At 32.9% G+C, this 18,073-nt stretch carries 15 protein-coding genes; 13 read left to right on the forward strand and 2 right to left on the reverse strand.

Annotation, left to right across the window (positions count from 1 at the left end; genetic code table 11):
- Positions 1-481: 481 nt before the first annotated feature.
- From FWJ34_RS10810 to FWJ34_RS10820, 3 genes are all read left to right on the forward strand, one after another.
- Entirely contained in the window at positions 482-2,902 is a 2,421-nt protein-coding gene (locus FWJ34_RS10810; protein WP_308255329.1) for a hypothetical protein, read from the forward strand.
- A 401-nt stretch (positions 2,903-3,303) separates the two neighbouring features.
- Positions 3,304-4,047 (forward strand): phosphoribosylaminoimidazolesuccinocarboxamide synthase, encoded by a 744-nt coding sequence (purC, locus tag FWJ34_RS10815; RefSeq protein ID WP_308255330.1) that lies wholly within the window; start codon positions 3,304-3,306, stop codon positions 4,045-4,047.
- A 38-nt stretch (positions 4,048-4,085) separates the two neighbouring features.
- Positions 4,086-6,395, forward strand: coding sequence for a BamA/TamA family outer membrane protein (locus FWJ34_RS10820; protein WP_396231850.1), 2,310 nt, complete (start codon positions 4,086-4,088; stop codon positions 6,393-6,395).
- A gap of 45 nt (positions 6,396-6,440) precedes the next feature.
- On the opposite strand, the gene FWJ34_RS10825 is transcribed toward FWJ34_RS10820, so the two are convergent.
- Entirely contained in the window at positions 6,441-7,151 is a 711-nt protein-coding gene (locus FWJ34_RS10825; protein WP_308255342.1) for a response regulator transcription factor, read from the reverse strand.
- A gap of 49 nt (positions 7,152-7,200) precedes the next feature.
- Here FWJ34_RS10825 and hisG point away from each other — a divergent pair, with 49 nt between their 5' ends.
- The 7 genes from hisG (at position 7,201) to FWJ34_RS10860 (ending at position 15,126) form a co-directional block, all read left to right on the forward strand.
- On the forward strand, positions 7,201-7,830 hold the full coding sequence (gene hisG / locus FWJ34_RS10830; protein ID WP_308255331.1) for an ATP phosphoribosyltransferase: 630 nt from the start codon (positions 7,201-7,203) through the stop codon (positions 7,828-7,830).
- A gap of 170 nt (positions 7,831-8,000) precedes the next feature.
- The gene (locus tag FWJ34_RS10835; protein WP_308255343.1) at positions 8,001-9,650 is read left to right on the forward strand and encodes an ABC transporter ATP-binding protein; all 1,650 of its coding nucleotides are present in this window, start codon (positions 8,001-8,003) and stop codon (positions 9,648-9,650) included.
- A gap of 263 nt (positions 9,651-9,913) precedes the next feature.
- On the forward strand, positions 9,914-11,152 hold the full coding sequence (locus tag FWJ34_RS10840; RefSeq protein ID WP_308255332.1) for a polysaccharide pyruvyl transferase family protein: 1,239 nt from the start codon (positions 9,914-9,916) through the stop codon (positions 11,150-11,152).
- A 376-nt stretch (positions 11,153-11,528) separates the two neighbouring features.
- Positions 11,529-12,218, forward strand: a complete 690-nt coding sequence (locus FWJ34_RS10845) for an acylneuraminate cytidylyltransferase family protein (protein WP_308255333.1) — start codon at positions 11,529-11,531, stop codon at positions 12,216-12,218.
- 13 nt (positions 12,219-12,231) lie between these two features.
- Positions 12,232-12,504, forward strand: a complete 273-nt coding sequence (locus FWJ34_RS10850) for a hypothetical protein (RefSeq protein ID WP_308255334.1) — start codon at positions 12,232-12,234, stop codon at positions 12,502-12,504.
- A gap of 57 nt (positions 12,505-12,561) precedes the next feature.
- A complete protein-coding gene (locus tag FWJ34_RS10855) occupies positions 12,562-13,752 on the forward strand; it encodes a hypothetical protein (RefSeq protein WP_308255335.1) in 1,191 nt (396 codons plus the stop codon).
- Positions 13,753-13,956: 204 nt separating this feature from the next.
- Entirely contained in the window at positions 13,957-15,126 is a 1,170-nt protein-coding gene (locus FWJ34_RS10860) for an NAD(P)/FAD-dependent oxidoreductase (protein ID WP_308255336.1), read from the forward strand.
- Positions 15,127-15,262: 136 nt separating this feature from the next.
- Here the strand turns inward: FWJ34_RS10860 and FWJ34_RS10865 are convergent, their stop codons facing one another.
- On the reverse strand, positions 15,263-15,817 hold the full coding sequence (locus FWJ34_RS10865) for a shikimate kinase (RefSeq protein WP_308255337.1): 555 nt from the start codon (positions 15,815-15,817) through the stop codon (positions 15,263-15,265).
- A 98-nt stretch (positions 15,818-15,915) separates the two neighbouring features.
- Between FWJ34_RS10865 and FWJ34_RS10870 the strand changes: the two genes are divergently transcribed.
- From FWJ34_RS10870 to ybeY, 3 genes are all read left to right on the forward strand, one after another.
- Positions 15,916-16,314, forward strand: coding sequence for a hypothetical protein (locus FWJ34_RS10870; RefSeq protein WP_308255338.1), 399 nt, complete (start codon positions 15,916-15,918; stop codon positions 16,312-16,314).
- 10 nt (positions 16,315-16,324) lie between these two features.
- Positions 16,325-17,584 (forward strand): glutamate-5-semialdehyde dehydrogenase, encoded by a 1,260-nt coding sequence (locus FWJ34_RS10875; RefSeq protein ID WP_308255339.1) that lies wholly within the window; start codon positions 16,325-16,327, stop codon positions 17,582-17,584.
- Positions 17,585-17,673: 89 nt separating this feature from the next.
- Positions 17,674-18,073 (forward strand): rRNA maturation RNase YbeY (gene ybeY / locus FWJ34_RS10880; RefSeq protein WP_308255340.1); only part of this gene is annotated, 400 nt, incomplete at its 3' end.

Consider the following 18,073-nt stretch of genomic DNA (forward strand, 5'->3'; position numbering starts at 1 on the left):
CTGTTAGGATTAGGTTCAGACTCAAAAATGAACACACCTGGCACTATCGAAGATAATTGGAGTTGGCGTTATGAAGAAGATGTTTTAACGGATGATATTAGTGAACATCTTAAATATTTAACCTATCTTTATGGTAGAGCCTCATTTTAAATAATAAGTAATCAGGAAAATTATCCTAAACTTGAAGATTATATTAAGTTACATTTTGAATAATGACGGTGAAACATATTTCAAAGTTAGGATGAAAACAAAGACTTTAAAACATCAGACAATTTTCCATAATTAAAGTTTTCCGTTGCTTAATTTAAAATCGACAAAACACTACCAAAAACATTCATATAACAAAAAAGGTTGAAACTATTTACTTACTTTTTGTGAGTTTTATCCCTTTTTTCAGCAATGTCACCATTGACTATCTTATAAAAGTGTTTAATGTGAAAATTTCTGATCTTAATATTTATACTATATTTATATATTATATATGCTTCTTAACTCTCAAATCATTAGTTACGATAACTTTTTAAACAAAGATGGAAAAGAAAGTTATATTGAAACTTATACTTATGATCAGTATGGAAATCCTATTGAACTCATTTCCGAAAGTTTATTATATCCTGCCCGTCATTATACCAGTTGGGATTATACCTACTATAATGATGATAAATTAAAAGAGGTCATTGTTAAAAAGTATGATCCTGATAATAATTTAGTGTCAGTTTCTATTCATACTTATAGTTATCTCTATAATGATTCAGGTTATTTAACTCAATTTATTCGTGTAGAAAATGACAAATTTCCTAAGGATAGTCGCTTTGAAAGTTATCTCATTACCTATACTTACAACTATACTTTTAATGAAAATGGAAATTTAATCAAATATTTTCAAGATCGAGATCATCCTATCACTTATTTGATGGAGTCAACCTCAAATTATACTTATACCTATGACGAAAATGGAAATCTCATCAATGAGTCGCAAGGTATTTCTCATGCTAAAGGAGGAGATAGTAAAGAACATATTTATAGTTATACTTTTGATGATAACGGATATTTAACTAAAAAAGTTCGTAATTCGGAAGTATCTGGTTATTATTATAGTGCAGTAGGGATAAAATCTTATCTTACCACTTCTATCTATGAAAATAATGGAACTCTTACACTGGAAGAAGAAACAATTTACTATGAAGGAAGAGATAAAGTTAATGATTATTCTACTTTGATTTATGACAATCATCGCAATTTAATTAATACATTAACTTCAAATGGTAGTATTGTAACTTATACTTATGATGATAATGGAAATTTAATTAAGACGGTTTTTAATTCTAATAATGACAGTATTGCCAGTTATATTATCAACTATACTTATGACGAGAAAGAAAATCTAACTCTAGTTTTGCGTGAAAGTGCTGGTATTATTGAGAGGAAAGAAGTTTATACTTATAACAATATCATTAATAATCTGTATGTCTTTGATTTTCAGCAACCTAATATTAGTGAGTTAGGAGACGAAGAACTTAATACTACCATTAATGGACAACAAGGCAATGATATACTGTCGGGAGATGTAGGTAATAATTCTATCAATGGTAAATATGGTGATGATTGGATTTTTGGCAATCAAGGAGATGACGTAGTTAGCGGTGGAAGTGGTAATGATATTATTTATGGTGGTAATGGTAATGACGTAGTTAACGGTGGGAGAAAGAATGATGTACTTTTCGGAAATCAAGGTTATGACTTAATTAATGGTGATGATGGTGATGATATTATTTACGGTGGAAATGATAATGATATTTTAAACGGGCAACAAGGTAATGATTTTCTTTCAGGAGATTTAGAAAATGACTCCCTGACAGGAGGGGAAGGAAGTGATATTTTCTTTATTGGTGAAGGAAAAGGTATCGAGACTATCTCTGACTTTACCGATGGTGTTGATTTAATTGCTTTAAGTCATGGATTAACATTTAATAATTTAGTTCTCTTTGATGATTATATTAGTGTTAATGGTCAAATTATCGCTCGTCTAAATGGTATTGCTACTAATGTTTTAACTGCTGATGATTTTATTACACAGGAAAACTTAGGTAATGATTACGGTATTTTTTACTTTGGAGATGTTACTAATGACGTTACTATAAGTGGTGGTAATAATAATGATAACATCAACACTGGTAGTGGTAATGACAACATTCATGCAGGTAATGGTAACAATATCATAAATGCTGGAGGAGGAAATGACGAAATTTTTGGTAGTGTTACCGTCGAAGGAAAAAATCAAATTGATGGTGGAGAAGGATTTGACACCGTAATATATGACAGAGAATTAAAAGATTTTGATTTCACTTTAAAACATGGAATTTTACAGGTTGCTAATAATGGTGATACTTTGATTAATATAGAGCAAATTCAATTTAGTGATCAGTCTGTTTTAGTCGAAAATTTGCCACAAACACCTTTAGTAAATATTCCGATTTATCGTTTTCAAAATAGAGATATACGGGGAGTTTATCTTTTTGTCGGTGAAGAAGAAAGACAAAATATTATTGTCAATTATCCTAATTTTATCGAAGAAGGTGAAGCCTTTAAAGTTGGAATGAATCCAGATGATGATTTAATAGTAATGAATCGTTTTCAAAATAAAGAAAAACTAGGAACTTATCTTTATGCGGGAGAAGAAGAAAGTATTAATATTCGCACTAATTATCCTAATTTCGTCGAAGAAGGAATAGCATTTTATGTTTATGATGGCAATGCCGGAAAAGGCGTTGATTTTTACCGTTTCCAAAATAAAGATATACCAGGGGTTTATATTTTTGTCGGCGAAGCCGAAAGACAAAATATCATTGCCAATTATCCTAACTTTATTGAAGAAGGTATTGCTTTTGAGGTTTTAATTTAAATTCATAGTGATTTTAATTAACGTTGAGACAATTAAATAAATTTTGTAGGGTGGGTTGCAACCTCCCAGTAGCTGTTGTCGAGGAATTTTAATATTATTAAATTGTTTCATTCTTAAATTAAACAACTATAACAATGAAAAAGTTTCCTCCTCTGCTATAGCAGTCCTAAATAGGTTGTGGTAAATTAAATATTAATAACTCTCAAACTCAAGTCATTTCTAAATTATTCGGGCAATGGGCAATGGGTAAGTTTCCTAATTCTAAATTCTAAATTCTAAATTCTAAATTTTTCCCAACGGAAATGCCATAAATCAAATAGGATTGCTATAGTCTCCTCCTCCCCGTCTTCTTTTATGTTATGGTGTTATCTAAATCTTTTTCTATTTAATGATTTGTGACTATGTCAACACCTCAAAAACTGTACGAGGGTAAAGCAAAAAATGTCTATACCCCAGAGTATGACCAAGAATACTTAACTTATTTTAAAGATGACGCTACAGCATTTAATGCCCTTAAAAAAGGGACAATCAAGGGAAAAGGGGAGATCAACTGTACAATTTCTTCTGCATTGCTTAAATTATTAGCTGATAAGGGCATTGAAACTCATTTTTTGTCACAAACGTCAGAACGAGAAATGTTGGTTAAAGCAGTAAAAATTATCCCCTTAGAAGTTGTAGTAAGGAATATTGCTGCTGGAAGTTTGTGTAAACAAACAGGTTTAGAAGAAGGCTTAACATTACCTTTTCCTTTGGTGGAATTTTACCTTAAAAATGATGATTTAGGTGATCCCCTTTTGACAGAAGATCGGCTAAAAATATTAAACATAGCAACTAGTGAAGAAATCGAAGAATTAAAAAATAAAGCACTAAAAGTTAATCAATATCTAAGAGATTTTTTTGCTAATTGTGAGATTATTTTAGTGGATTTTAAACTAGAATTTGGAAAAGATATTAATGGTAATTTGTTGTTAGCTGATGAAATTAGTCCTGATACTTGTCGTTTATGGGATTCTTTGGAACAAGATACCGAAAAAAGAGTCTTGGATAAAGATCGTTTTCGCCGGGATTTAGGAAAAGTGGAATCAGCATATCAACAAGTACAAAAAAGAGTTTTAACTCTCATTGAAAAACTAGGGAATACCTAGTATATTTAAAAACAATTATTACAATTAAATTTTGGTGTGTGGCAGTGAAAAACAAAAAAATTCAAGATTGTTCTTTGACGACTAATCTGAGTACATCAGATCTAAAATTAGCTTTTTCTGATCAAAAAGAGAACCAACAATTAAATCATCAAATTGATTTCCCTAAGGTTAAATATAAATCTTTACAGCAAAAAACTTTAATTCTCACTCTTTTATCAACTATTGGTTTAACATTTCCTTTTAAGGTAATGGCATCCTCAAATACCTTGACTAGCTCTACTCCCATTGTAGTGGATTCGTTAACACAAGAAAAATCGGCTGAAGAATTAGAAAATATTTCCCCTTCTATTGTGGTTGTTGAATCTTTGACTCAAGAAAAAAAAGAAGAATTATCTCCAAATTTAATTGCACAAGCAACCAATCCGACACCTGAAACTAACCCCACTCCTGAAACTAACCCCACTCCTGAAACTAACCCCACTCCTGAAACTAATTCCACTCCTGAAACTAACCCCCCACCACCACCAAATACGCAGTCTCAACCTCCTGCGGATGAGCCAAGAGTATTAGTATCCGAAGTATCTGTTATTGGTGTAGAAGGAGAATTAAAAGATCTAGTTTTTAATACTATTAGATCTAACGCAGGACGTACCACCACTCGATCGAGATTACAAGAAGATATTAACGCTATTTATGCAACGGGCTATTTTAGTAATGTTAAAGTTACCCCTGAAGATACTCAGTATGGAGTAAAAATTACTTATGAGGTACAGCCTAACCCAGTGTTACAAAAAGTAGAAATTAAAACTCTTCCAGAAAAAACCGAAGGGAAAACTTCCCTTATGCCACCGGAAGTCATCAACAAAGCATTTACAGATCAATACGGTAAAATTCTCAACCTCAGAGATTTACAACAAGGAGTTACCGAAATTAATAAATGGTACACCGATAATGGTTATGATTTAGCTCAGGTGGTAGGTGCACCCAAAATCAGTAGCGATGGTGTAGTTACTTTGGTTATTGCGGAAGGACGATTAGAAAATATAAAAGTCAGATTTTTTAATAGTGAAGAAGAAGCAATCCAAAGTAGAACCAGAGATTTCATTGTCACCAGAGAAATGCAACTTAAACCCGGTGATGTATTTAATCGTCGTACAGCACAACAAGATTTACAAAGAGTATTTGGTTTAGGTATTTTTGAAGATGTCAAACTGTCATTTAGTCCAGCAGAAGATCCTTCAGAAGTAATAATGAACGTTGATATAGTACCTACGAATACAGGATCGTTAGCAGCAGGTGCAGGTATTAGTTCTAGTAGTGGTTTATTTGGTACGATTAGTTATCAAGAAAAAAATTTAGGAGGTAATAATCAAACTGCCGGGTTAGAATTTCAGTTAGGAGAACGAGAATTATTATTTGATTTGAGTTTTCAAGATCCTTGGATTGGAGGAGATCCTTATCGTACATCCTATACTGCTAATATTTTCCGCAGAAGATCAATTTCTCTAGTTTTTGATGGTACTGATACTGAAACTATTCGTACGGAAATAAATAATGATAGTCCTAGAGTAGTGCGTACGGGAATGGGGGTTAATTTTTCTCGCCCTATTGCTAAAGATGTTTTTTCGAGGGCGGATTGGATTATTGGTGCTGGTTTACAATATCAAAATATCGAAGTACAAGATGCTGATGGAGATATTTCGCCTCGTTCTGCCCAACAATTTGGCCATCAAAGATTAGCTTTTAATAATAGTGGTGTTGATGATTTAATTACTTTTCGATTCAATGTTTCTAAAGATACCCGTGATAATGGTTTACGCCCGACTAATGGTAGTTTATTTTTGATAGGTATGGAACAGACTCTTCCTTTTACGTCTATTTTATATAACCGTATTCGTGCTAATTATAGTTATTATTTACCGTTAAAATTACTTAATTTTGATTTTATGGAAGGTCCTCAAACTTTAGCATTTAATGTTCAAGGAGGAACTGTTTTAGGTGATTTACCCCCCTACGAAGCCTTTGTTATTGGTGGTAGTAACTCGGTTCGAGGTTATGGAGAAGGAGATTTAGGTAACGGGCGATCATTTTTCCAAGCAACAGCAGAATATCGTTTTCCCATTGTTTCTTTTTTAGGAGGTACTTTATTCTTTGATTATGGCACGACTTTAGGCTCTCAGGGTGCAGTTATAGGTAAACCGGCAGAAGTTCGAGGTTTAAAAGGTGATGGTTATGGTTATGGTTTAGGGGTTAGAGTTCAATCTCCAGTAGGGCCGATCCGTATTGATTATGCTATTAATAATGACGGTGATAGTCGTATTCATTTTGGTATTGGCGAGAAGTTTTAATCAGGAATAAGGAATGAGGAATTTGTAGGGGTAGCTTTAATAATTTTATAGTTCACTTAAATAATAACCTTTACCGTAAACTGTATGAATTAATGTTGGTTCATTTTCCTTCTCAATTTTACGCCGTAACAATTTTATCATCGCAGCCACCACATTACTACTAGGTGCTTCGTCACTCCAAAGATACTCGAAAATTTGCTCTTGAGTTACTAACTGATTGATATGAAGGCTAAAAAATTCTAATAATTTAACTTCTTTTTCTGATAATTTAATTAGTCTGCCGTTACGATAAGCTATTTGATTCTCGATTTGGATTTCTAAGTCGGCTACTTGTAACTTACCGCTATTTACTTGATTTTTCGGCTCAATATTGACAGATAATCGTCTTAGTAATGCTCTAACTCTTGCTAATAATTCTCTCAACTCAAAAGGTTTGATTAAATAGTCATCGGCACCCGCATCTAAACCCATTACTCGATCATCTAAAGTATCTTTTGCCGTTAAAAATAATACGGGAGTTGTCGCTATGGATTGATTGGGATGCGATCGCAAACTTTGACAAATTTCCAAGCCACTTTTATGGGGTAACATCCAATCAAGAATCAATAAATGATAATTTTCTGTTAAGGTTAAAGTTAGACCCTGATCACCGTCATAGCATAATTGCACTTCATAACCCTCTTGAGTCAGAATCCTTGCTAAACTTTCTCCTAAGTCTTTTTCTGCTTCTACTTCTCTAATCTTGCTTCCCTTGATCTACCCTTGACTCCTCATTCTTCTAGAACTGTAAAAATATCGATAATTTATGTTAACCATCGCACTACCTAAAGGCGCACTTTTAAAAGAAAGCATCGAACTTTGTCAGCAAGTAGGACTTGATTTTAGTTTATTTCTTTCTGGGAGTAACCGTCAACTACAAATAGAAGATCCTCAAGGATTAGCCAAAGCCTTGTTAGTTAGGGCACAAGATGTCCCCGTATATGTAGAATATGGTCAAGCTCATTTAGGTATTGTTGGTTATGATGTATTAAAAGAGAAAAAAGCCAACGTTGCTAATATTGCTAATTTAGGTTTTGGTTATTGCCGAATGTCAGTAGCTGTACCTAAAAACAGTTCTTATCGTAGTTCTGTTGATCTACCTGCCCATGGTATTGTCGCTTCTAAATTCGTTAACTGTGCTAAAGATTATTTTCGATCACTGGATTTACCAGTAGAAATAGTACCTTTATACGGATCTGTTGAATTAGGCCCGATTACTGGAATGTCAGAGGCGATCGTTGATTTAGTATCGACAGGAAAAACCTTAAAAGAAAATGGCTTAATCGAAATAGATATATTATTTGAAAGTAGTGCCTATTTAGTGGCAAATCCTCTTACTTATCGCCTCAACACCTATAACCTTAACGACTGGGTAAAAAAAATCATTAAGAATTAACCATAAGGGCGAAACAGTGCCATTTATTTAATATTCAAAAAAAGCTACTAATAAGGGATTTATTCCTTATCCCTTGAAACTCTTATCTGTTGGCTATTACTCATTTTTGATTCTTTTTAGTTACAATTTATATTTTATTTTCAATAATTCCTTGCTGTTAATTATTTATGATGAACTCACCTCTATTAGAAATCAAGAATCTTCAAGTTGCCTATGATGCAACTAATAACGATGAAAATGTAATAATTTGGGTAGTCAATAATGTTTCTTTTGATTTGAATTATGGCGAAGTTTTAGGTTTAGTTGGAGAATCAGGTTGCGGAAAGTCCACTTTAGGAAGGGCTATCATCAGATTATTACCAGAAAAAAGTAAGGTTGAAGGGGTAGCAAATTTTCAAGGTAAGGGGATTTTTACTTATGATAATCAAGCCTTGCGTCAATTTAGAGGAGAGGCTGTAGCTTTAGTATTTCAAGATCCCATGACAAGATTAAATCCTTTAATGACGATAGGGGATCATTGTATCGAAACTTTGAAGGCACATCAACCCCAATTATCAACAAAGGAAGCGAAGGAAAAAGCCTTATCTACTCTTGCCACCGTCAAAATTTCTCCTGATAGATTTAATCAATATCCCCATGAATTTAGTGGCGGTATGCGTCAAAGAGTTGCCATCGCCTTGGCGTTATTACTTGAACCTAAGTTGATCGTTGCTGACGAACCTACTACTAGCCTTGATGTTACCATTGCTTCTGAAATTTTAGATGAGTTAACTGCTTTGTGTCGAGATCGTGATATGGCTTTATTGTTAATTTCTCATGATTTGGCGATGGTGGGGAAATATTGCGATCGCATTGGTGTAATGTATCAAGGAAAGATGGTAGAAATAGGAAAAGTCGAAGAAGTGATGTATTCACCGAATCATAAATATACAAAATCTTTATTAGCGGCGGCATTTCACCTTCATAAATCATCAGAAGTAGTAATAGAAGAAAGTCATAATAAAACTCAAGAAAAAATACCTTTATTATCTTTAAAAAATCTTAAACAATACTATAGTTTAGAGACAAATTTTATTGAACAAATATTAGGAAAAAAAAGTCAAATAATTAAAGCAGTAGATGATCTTAATTTGGAAATATGGGCTGGAGAAATTTTAGGTTTAGTTGGGGAATCTGGGTGTGGAAAAAGCACTTTATCTAGGACAATTTTACAACTAATTAGGGCTACCAGTGGGGAGGTTAATTTTGACAATCAAGATTTAACTACTTTAGCTGAAAGAGAAATTAGGGCTTTACGAAAGGAGATACAGATGATATTTCAAGATCCACACGCTTGTCTTAACCCCATGATGACGGTAGGAGAATCTATAATTGAGCCTTTGTTAATCCATGAATTAGGTAATAATCAAGAGAATCAGCAACGAGTAGAAGCAATGTTAAACCGAGTGGGATTAAACCCCCAAGAATACTATAATCGTTATCCGAAGGAACTTTCAGGAGGACAACAACAAAGAGTTGCCATCGCACGGGCATTAATAACTAACCCAAAATTAGTAATTTGTGATGAACCGGTAAGTATGTTAGATGCAACGATACAAGCCCAAGTATTAGACTTAATATTAGAGTTAAAAAAAGAGTTTAATTTAACTTATTTATTCATTACTCATGACTTATCAGTAGCTAGATTTTTATGCGATCGAATAGCTATCATGAATGGAGGTAAAATAGTAGAATTAGGAGAAACTGAGACGGTATTTAATCACCCTCAACATCATTATACAAAAACTCTTTTAGCTTCAGCACCAAAATTTAGTTTTTAAAATAGAGATAAAGTCGCACTTTTGGCGATCAACTTTAAAATAGTCTTGTTTTTATAATCAATAAAAATTTTAGTTGACAGATTATAACTGTTAAATTAAGGTTAATTGACTACTGTCGAAAAGTGCGATCGCATTTTTGAATGAAGTCAAGGACAAGTTATAAATGAAGGTACTTACCAAGAATTGCTCGATCATTCTAGTAGCTTTAAACGGATGACTACCCTAATTTTTGGAGAACTATTGGCAGTAAACTTATCTAAATTATGAAAAAACTGACTATGAAAAAAATTTACTCCCTCACTAAAAGTTTGATTCCAAAAGGACTGAAAAATCAGGTTAAAAACATGGTGTTTGGAGATCCTCAAGATCCAAAATATTGGGAGCCAAAAACCATACTTCCCAATTCGGGAAATTATTATCAACTTGCTCATGTGGCAGCTTTTACTGGCAAGGGAAGTAATGCTGGGGATATTTTATTACCAGCGGTTTTAAGAGATCTATTTGTGGGTAAGGGAAAAGAGATAAATTGGACATCGGTTCATGTACGTTATGCAGTTACAGATGATGCCATTCAAAAAATCAATAATTCTCAGGGATTAATTATTGGTGGTGGTGGACTATTTCTACGGGATACAAATAAAAATGATATTAGTGGTTGGCAGTGGGCTTGTTCTGGCGAACAATTAAAAGCGATTAAAGTTCCTATTTGTATTTTTGCTGTTGGTTATAATCGATTCCGAGGACAAGAAGAATTCGATAATGTCTTTACTGATAATTTAAGGGTTTTAGCAGAAAAGTCTCTGTATCTGGGCATTCGTAATAGTGGTAGTATTAACGCTATTATTAAGTATTTACCTTCTGAGTTTCACCACAAAGTTATTTTTCAACCCTGTATGACAACTCTCACTTCAATTTTGTATCCAGAGTTATTTAATGATTCAAAAAAAGATCATCAATCATTTATTGCTCTGAATTGTGCATTTGATAGAGATGAATTGCGATTTGGGCAAAGAAAAGAGCAACTGCTTAAAGAAATTGCTAATGGTGTTATCCAGTTATCAAAGAAAACGGGATTAAATATTAAATACTATGCTCATTTTTATAAAGATTTTGAGATGATTGATGTTTTAAAAGCGAATAATGCAAATTTTGAAGTATTGAATCTTGGGAAATTATCTCCACCACAAATAATCGAAGCCTATAAAGCACCTGCTTTAGTTTTAGGAATGCGTGGCCATGCCCAGATGATTCCATTTGGTTGTCAGACTCCGATTTTGTCTCTTGTTTCTCATGATAAATTGCAATGGTTTTTAGATGATATTAATCAATCTCATTGGTCTGTGGATCTTTTGGAAAATCATGTTTCAGACAAAATAGTAGAAAAAGGGTTAGAAATTTTAAATTCTCAATCTTCTACCATAGAAATCATCAAAAATGAACAGCAAAAATTATGGAATGTTACTCAGGTTAACGTTAAACGGTTTCTTGATGTATTGTCTTAGTTATCTCACAGAAAATATAATAAGCAAGTGAGTAAAATTAATCGATGCCCTTTATTTTTCTTAAAGCAAAGCTTTGGTAACAAGGGGTTTAAACCCATTGCCTCTCTACAATTAATTTTGGATGAGTACTTAGCTAATAATTAGACACGAGTGCAAAATAAAAACTATGATCAAATTGGGATAGTTTAAGATCAATTTTATGCACTTTTCCCTCTTCCCAAATCCGCTCTTCCCGCAACTTCTGCAAGAAGTCTAATGTTTTTACTTGGGAGCGTATTCCCAATTAAATAACCTAAATTAAATAGAGACATGAGTCTTACTAGAGAGATTTAGGGTCACAAAGTAAATATTAAGCACATTTTTTTTGTAACTATACATGAAACAAATAGTAACAATTATTCCCGCCCGTGGTGGTTCAAAAGGTATTCCGCAAAAAAATATTCGTCTTTTATCTGATAAACCTCTCATTGCCCATTCTATCCTTCATTCACTGGAGGCGAAAGAGGTAGATCATACTTTTGTTACTACTGATAATGATCAAATTTCCTCTATCTCCAAAGAATACGGAGCAGAAATTATCCAACGTCCCGTAGAATTTGCTAATGATACGACTTCTTCTGAATCAGCTTTACTTCATGGCTTGTTAGAAATAGAAAAAAAGGGCATTGAACCAGAGTTAATCGTCTTTTTACAATGTACCTCCCCTTTACGAAGTGGTCAAGACATCGATCAAGCGGTTATTCAACTAAGGGAAGAAAATGCTGACTCCTTATTATCTGTTTCTCCTACTCATCGTTTTCTGTGGCATAAAGTACAAGGAGAAGCCCAATCTATTAATTATGATTATTGTCACCGCCAAAGACGACAGGATATGAATTCTCAATATATGGAAAATGGCTCTATTTATATTTTTAAGCCTTGGGTATTGAAAGAATTAAATAACCGTTTAGGGGGTAAAATTTCCCTATTTGTCATGGAGGAGAAACAAAGTCATGAGATAGACTCGTTGCTAGATTTTGAATATATAGAATTTTTGATGAGTCAAGAGGTGGGTAACAGACAATAGGCGAGAGAAGCTATTGAAATACTTAATCAAACAATTTTTAGATAAAAACCGTCACCTAGTTGCGATCGCATATCTAAAATCCGATAGTATCCGCATTGGTGATTTTACTATTGACGAAAAGTCGCCTACCTTTATCATTGCGGAAATAGGTAATAATCATAACGGTAGTTTGAAACTAGCAAAAAATTTAATAGACAAAGTGATCGCATTTGTTGCTAAAAAAGTTTATGCCGAAGAAAGTGGCGATCGTATATTTGAATTAAATAAAGGACAATGCAGGGAATAATTAGGTTAAAATTGATAATTTATCAACAAGAATTGATTTAATTTTTAATTTATGGAGATGTCTAATATAGTTATAGTTATCGCTTCTATTTCAGGTTCAAATACTGGACTAGGCGGTCATTACTATGACAGCATGGTAATAGCTGAAGAATTGAGCAAATTTAATCTTGTAAATATAGTTAATCTAGGGGATTTTCCAGCAAATGCACTAAGTCAATCTCAGACTCCTGTAAAATATGTCAATATTCAGGTGAATACACCAAATATAAATAGAAATTCACTAAAGAAATGTTTAGAAAACTATAATCCTGATGTTATAATTGCTTTTGATAGAATGGCGGGCTTAATTGTGAGACCATTGTGTGTTGAATTAGGTTGTGGTTTTGTACTTGTTAAACCAGGGGGTGGAAAATTATCAGGTTACTATCCAAATAATCCTTTTCAAATTTATTTTTCTTATAAAGATATACATTGGGCTTTAAATCGTAGAAAAGATGGTTATGGAAAAGTTTGTTGTATCCCTAATCGTGTTCAGATTCCTCAACAAGATCATCAAGCAATAGCTAAGTTGAAACATGATTTATCAATTCTCCCAAATGATTTAGTTCTCATTAGAATTAGTAGAATAGTACAAGGATATAAACCCAGTTTTTTAAAAGCTATTCGTTTAGTTAACTTTCTTCGTGATCAAGGATATCCTGCTAGACTTGTTATTATAGGATTTCCGCAATGTGAATCTACTTTTCAGGAAATCAAGTCTCAACTCAATGAAAGAGACGCAATTGTAACGTTAAAAGAATTTACATTAAATGCTAGTCGTTTACTGAAAATAGCGAAAATAAATATCGGGATAGGTCGTGGATTTATGGAAGGTTGTGCTATTAGTCAACATATGATGGCTATCAATACAGAAGATGACTTACCAACAGTTGTAACTGAAGATAATTTTAATTACTTCTTTCAAGAAAATTTTTCTATGCGAGTCACTTTCCAAGGGAATGAGAAAATAAACCAAGAAAGAATTATTTCTCTTGCAGAACTTTCCATGAAAGAAGTTGTAAATAGTAAAGTATCCCAAAAATGGTTTAGGGAAAAATTTTCTAGTGAGCAAGTCTGTTCTTTATACGATGAAATTTTACATCTTGCCCGAGTACTGCCCGAAAGATGGTCACTAGATATGCTTTATGGTGAGTTCTACTTAAAAAAAAATGGGTTACAAAGATTTGTTAAAAAACTAATTAAATACTGAAAAAGGTAGAATTGCTAATAGTAAAGATCAATCTTTTAGGCAAGAGAAGGCAAGGGGTTTAAACCCTTTATTAATGTATTAAGCATCAATCTCTATTTTTTTGTACAAAAAAATATTTCAGAAGGTATTCACCTAAAAGAAGTCCTCTTTTGACATTTAAGATAGAATGAAAAAGGTTTTGGTTTATGGTGGAGTAATAGTAACGTGAAGAAAATTGTCATTGTTGGTGGCGGATTTGGTGGGCTTTATACTGCTTTGAGATTAATACAATTAGATTGGAGACGAAAACCAGAAATTACTATTATTGATAAAAATGATCGCTTTGTGTTTTCTCCTTTACTATATGAATTAATCACGGAAGAAATGCGAAGCTGGGAAATTGCTCCTCATTATGCTGATTTATTGGCAACTACTCCCATTAAATATATTCAAGATACGGTGACGAATATTAATATTGAGCAAAAAGAGGTTATTTTAGCTAATCATGATAGTTTAGCATATGATCGCCTTGTGATAGCTTTAGGTGGTACAACACCAACAGATTTAGTTAAAGGTGCGAGAGAATATGGGATACCGTTTCGCACTTTAGAAAATGCCTATCAACTGAAAGAAAAATTACGGCAATTAGAAAATTCTGAGAAAGAAAGTATCAAAGTTGCTATTGTTGGGGGGGGTTATAGCGGTGTAGAATTAGCCTTAAAAATAGCTAATCGTTTAGGAAATCGTGGTAAAATTAGGATTATTGATCGAAACAGTGATATTATCTCAAATTCTCCTGAATTTAACCAAAAAACTGCTAAAAAAGCTCTAAGGGATCATCAAATATGGTTAGACTTAGAAACAGATATAGAAGAAATAAAAGCAGAAGAAATCACATTATCCTATAAAAATAAAAGTGATACCATTCCTGTTGATATAGTATTGTGGACAATTGGGACAAAACCTGTAAGAATGATTAATGAGTTATCATTACCCCAAAATGCTCAAGGAAAAATCAACATTAATCGACAGTTACAAGTCGAAAATCATCCCGAAATTTTTGCCCTTGGTGACTTAGTAGAATGTTATGATCAAAATAATAAAACATTACCTGCCACTGCACAAGTAGCCTTTCAACAAGCAGATTATTGTGCATGGAATATATGGGCAAGTTTAGAAAAAAAACCTCTGTTAACCTTTCAATATCAACCATTAGGGGAAATGTTAGCTTTAGGGGTAGGTAACGCTACTTTAAGTGGGTTGGGTATATCATTAAACGGTGAGTTAGCCTACCTTGCTAGACGTTTAGTATATCTTTACCGATTGCCAACTTTTGAGCATCAATTAGGGGTAGCTTTAAATTGGATAACATCACCCATAACAACTTTTAAGTAAGTGAGTAAAATTAATACTGCATTTTATTTTTCTCAAAGCTATGGTAACAAGGGGTTTAAACCCTTTGCCTTGCATTGCTTCTATACAATACAATTAATTGATAACCTTGGATAATATTATCTTAATGAACTGTATTTTAATTCAAATCTGGGTTAAATTCAGGCTTGACATGAAAGGGAATTTCTCTGAGTAACTTTTCTACAATATCTTCAGGAGTATCTTGATCACTAATATTAAGGATAATATCCGCTTGTTGATATAATGATTCTCTTTTTTCTCGTAAATCTGTTAATTTTGCCGTTAAATCTTCTTGATGCAATAATGGGCGAGTGTCATCATTCGCTAGTCTTTTGACTAATACATCTACTGGCACGTCTAACCAAATAATCATACCATCTCGTAAATGACTCCAGTTATCTTGAGACATTATTATTCCTCCTCCGGTAGCGATAACGGTGCGAATATAAGCTGAAACTTCCTTTAAAATATTACTTTCTAGTGTCCGAAAACTACTTTCTCCTTCTTGGGCAAAAATTTGATTAATAGTTTTATGGGTAATTTTTTCGATAATAGCATCAGTATCTAAGAAACGATAATGTATTTTTTTTGCTAATAACTCTCCTACTGTCGTTTTACCCGATCCCATCATACCAATTAAATAAACGTTTAATCCTCTTAAAATATTTTTCATCTATAATTCATTTACGGTTGATCATTGATAATTTTAACTGCCAACTGTTCAGTCTGAACTGCTTATAATAATTAATATTTAGTTTTTTACTTCTAATCGTGCGTCTAAACCATCCTATTGATTTAAACTCTCAATATCCTTGCCCTTGTCATCGCAAAGGTATATTATTACCTATTATTTTAACGGAAGCTATGGGTTGCGATCGCTGTCAACACATTTTTGTTGTTACGGAAAAAGAAGGATATATAGAACAATTAAACCCTAGTTATTCTTATAAAAAAAGATGGCGATGGAATGGAAAACGTTGGATTTTGACAAATAAACCTTGGCAAGAAAATTATTTTTTATGGGGGATTATCAGTTTTTTCTTTTTTATTTTAGTGTCAACTCCTTTATTAATTGCTTTAAATTCAGGAATAAACTTAATTTCTGGTACGATAATAGGTTCAATATTGATTTTACTGTGTTTCTCTTTGTGGTTAGCCTCTCGCCGTTAACATCAATACTATGACTCAAAATTCTACACAATCAATTTCTATCATCGTACATCAAGCACATCAAGCTTTTGTTCAAATGAGTAGTATAAAAGGCATTCAACGATCTCAAGCTGTGTTAAAGATGGCAAAAAAACTCAAAGAATGTTTTGATGATATTTTACAAGCGAATACTCTCGATTTAGAAATCAGCAAGGAAATGGCTGTACCTAATTTAATCTTAGAGTGGCTTAAATTAACTCCTCAAAGACTCAAATCCACCGTTGAAATATTAGAAACTTTAGCAGATTTACCTGATCCTTTTCAAAAAGTTATTAATTCTCCTTATCAAATCACTTATTGCCAAAATTATTCTCAGTTAATGCCTTTAGGTGTCATTGCTTTAGTTTATGAAGCTTTACCAGAGTTAGCAATTATTACTGCCGGATTAACTATCAAAACTGGAAATAGTTTAATTTTGAGGGGAAGTAGTGAAGCTAGTAATACGAATACAATTATTGCTCAAGTTTTACAAGTTGCCTTAGAAGAAACTAATTTTCCTCATTTTTGTGTACAATCTTTACCCACGGAAGAAGGTTACTCTATCGAAGAATTAGTAACCCAAGATCAATATCTTAATCTCATTATCCCCTATGGCAGACCCAGTTTAGTTCACAAAGTTACTCAAATGGCTATAGCTCCGGTGTTAAAATCCGCTATGGGTAATTGTTATTTATATTGGTCATTATCTCATGATTTAGATCTAGTTCGCCATATTGTTGTTGATAGCTATAATACTACGCCTGATCCTGTTAACGCTATTGAAAAAGTATTAATTAATAAGCATCAAAAATCTAATTCTATTGTCAGATTATTTAATCATCTCACCGAGCAAAAATTTAACCTTGTGGGGGATAAATCTTTAGTGACAGAATTTCCTGAATATTTAACTCTGATTAAACCTCATCAATGGAGTCAACCTTTCTTAGATAAAACCATAGCTTTTCGTTTTGTCGATAACTTAAATGAGGCGATCGCCTGGATTAATGAAAATAGTAGTGGTCATGCAGATTGTTTAGTGACAGACTCTTATCAAGAAGGGCGTATGTTTGCCATGGAAACTGATAGTGCTTTAGTTTATATTAATTCTTCTCCCCGTTTTTATCGTTATTTGCAAGGCAGTAATTCAGTATTCTTAGGTATATCTAACCAAAAAGGAAATCGTCGGGGGTTAATTAGTCTCGAAACCTTCACTACTCTTAAACAAATTGTTGTCGGCGACGGAGAGATTTAATAATTGATAATTAATAATTGTGGAATAAACATCTTGCCTCATTCCTCATTCCTCATTCCTCATTCCTCATTCCTCATTCCTCAAAATTTATGAAAAAATATCAACTTGATCTTTATGTAGAAGATTTGTTTTTTAGTGAAAATAATCAAAAATCACCCATAAGTGAATCACAATGGCAAAAATGGTTTGAAAAATGGTTGAGTCTTCTTGATATTGACTTAGATGAAGATAAAACCTACGAAATAAGTCTTTTATTAACAAATGATCAAGAAATTCAAAATTTAAACGCACAATTTCGCCATAAAAATCAACCAACGGATGTGTTAACTTTTGCCGCCTTGGAAGCGGATTTTCCTGATCATGATTTCATGGATACTGTTACTCTTGGAGATGTTATTATTTCCGTACAAACTGCTCAAAAACAAGCTGATTTACAACAACATTCTTTAAAAACTGAGTTAGTATGGTTAGCTAGTCATGGTTTATTAC

This window comes from Geminocystis sp. GBBB08 (assembly GCF_016743215.1).
Classification (GTDB): domain Bacteria; phylum Cyanobacteriota; class Cyanobacteriia; order Cyanobacteriales; family Cyanobacteriaceae; genus Geminocystis.

Bases quoted from the DNA above. Each gene is read 5' to 3' on its own strand.
- FWJ34_RS10810 (WP_308255329.1), top strand. From the start codon at position 482: ATGCTTCTTAACTCTCAAATCATTAGTTACGATAACTTTTTAAACAAA.
- purC (WP_308255330.1), top strand. From the start codon at position 3,304: ATGTCAACACCTCAAAAACTGTACGAGGGTAAAGCAAAAAATGTCTAT.
- hisG (WP_308255331.1), top strand. From the start codon at position 7,201: ATGTTAACCATCGCACTACCTAAAGGCGCACTTTTAAAAGAAAGCATC.
- FWJ34_RS10835 (WP_308255343.1), top strand. From the start codon at position 8,001: ATGAACTCACCTCTATTAGAAATCAAGAATCTTCAAGTTGCCTATGAT.
- FWJ34_RS10840 (WP_308255332.1), top strand. From the start codon at position 9,914: ATGAAAAAACTGACTATGAAAAAAATTTACTCCCTCACTAAAAGTTTG.
- FWJ34_RS10845 (WP_308255333.1), top strand. From the start codon at position 11,529: ATGAAACAAATAGTAACAATTATTCCCGCCCGTGGTGGTTCAAAAGGT.
- FWJ34_RS10855 (WP_308255335.1), top strand. From the start codon at position 12,562: ATGTCTAATATAGTTATAGTTATCGCTTCTATTTCAGGTTCAAATACT.
- FWJ34_RS10865 (WP_308255337.1), bottom strand. From the start codon at position 15,817: ATGAAAAATATTTTAAGAGGATTAAACGTTTATTTAATTGGTATGATG.
- FWJ34_RS10875 (WP_308255339.1), top strand. From the start codon at position 16,325: ATGACTCAAAATTCTACACAATCAATTTCTATCATCGTACATCAAGCA.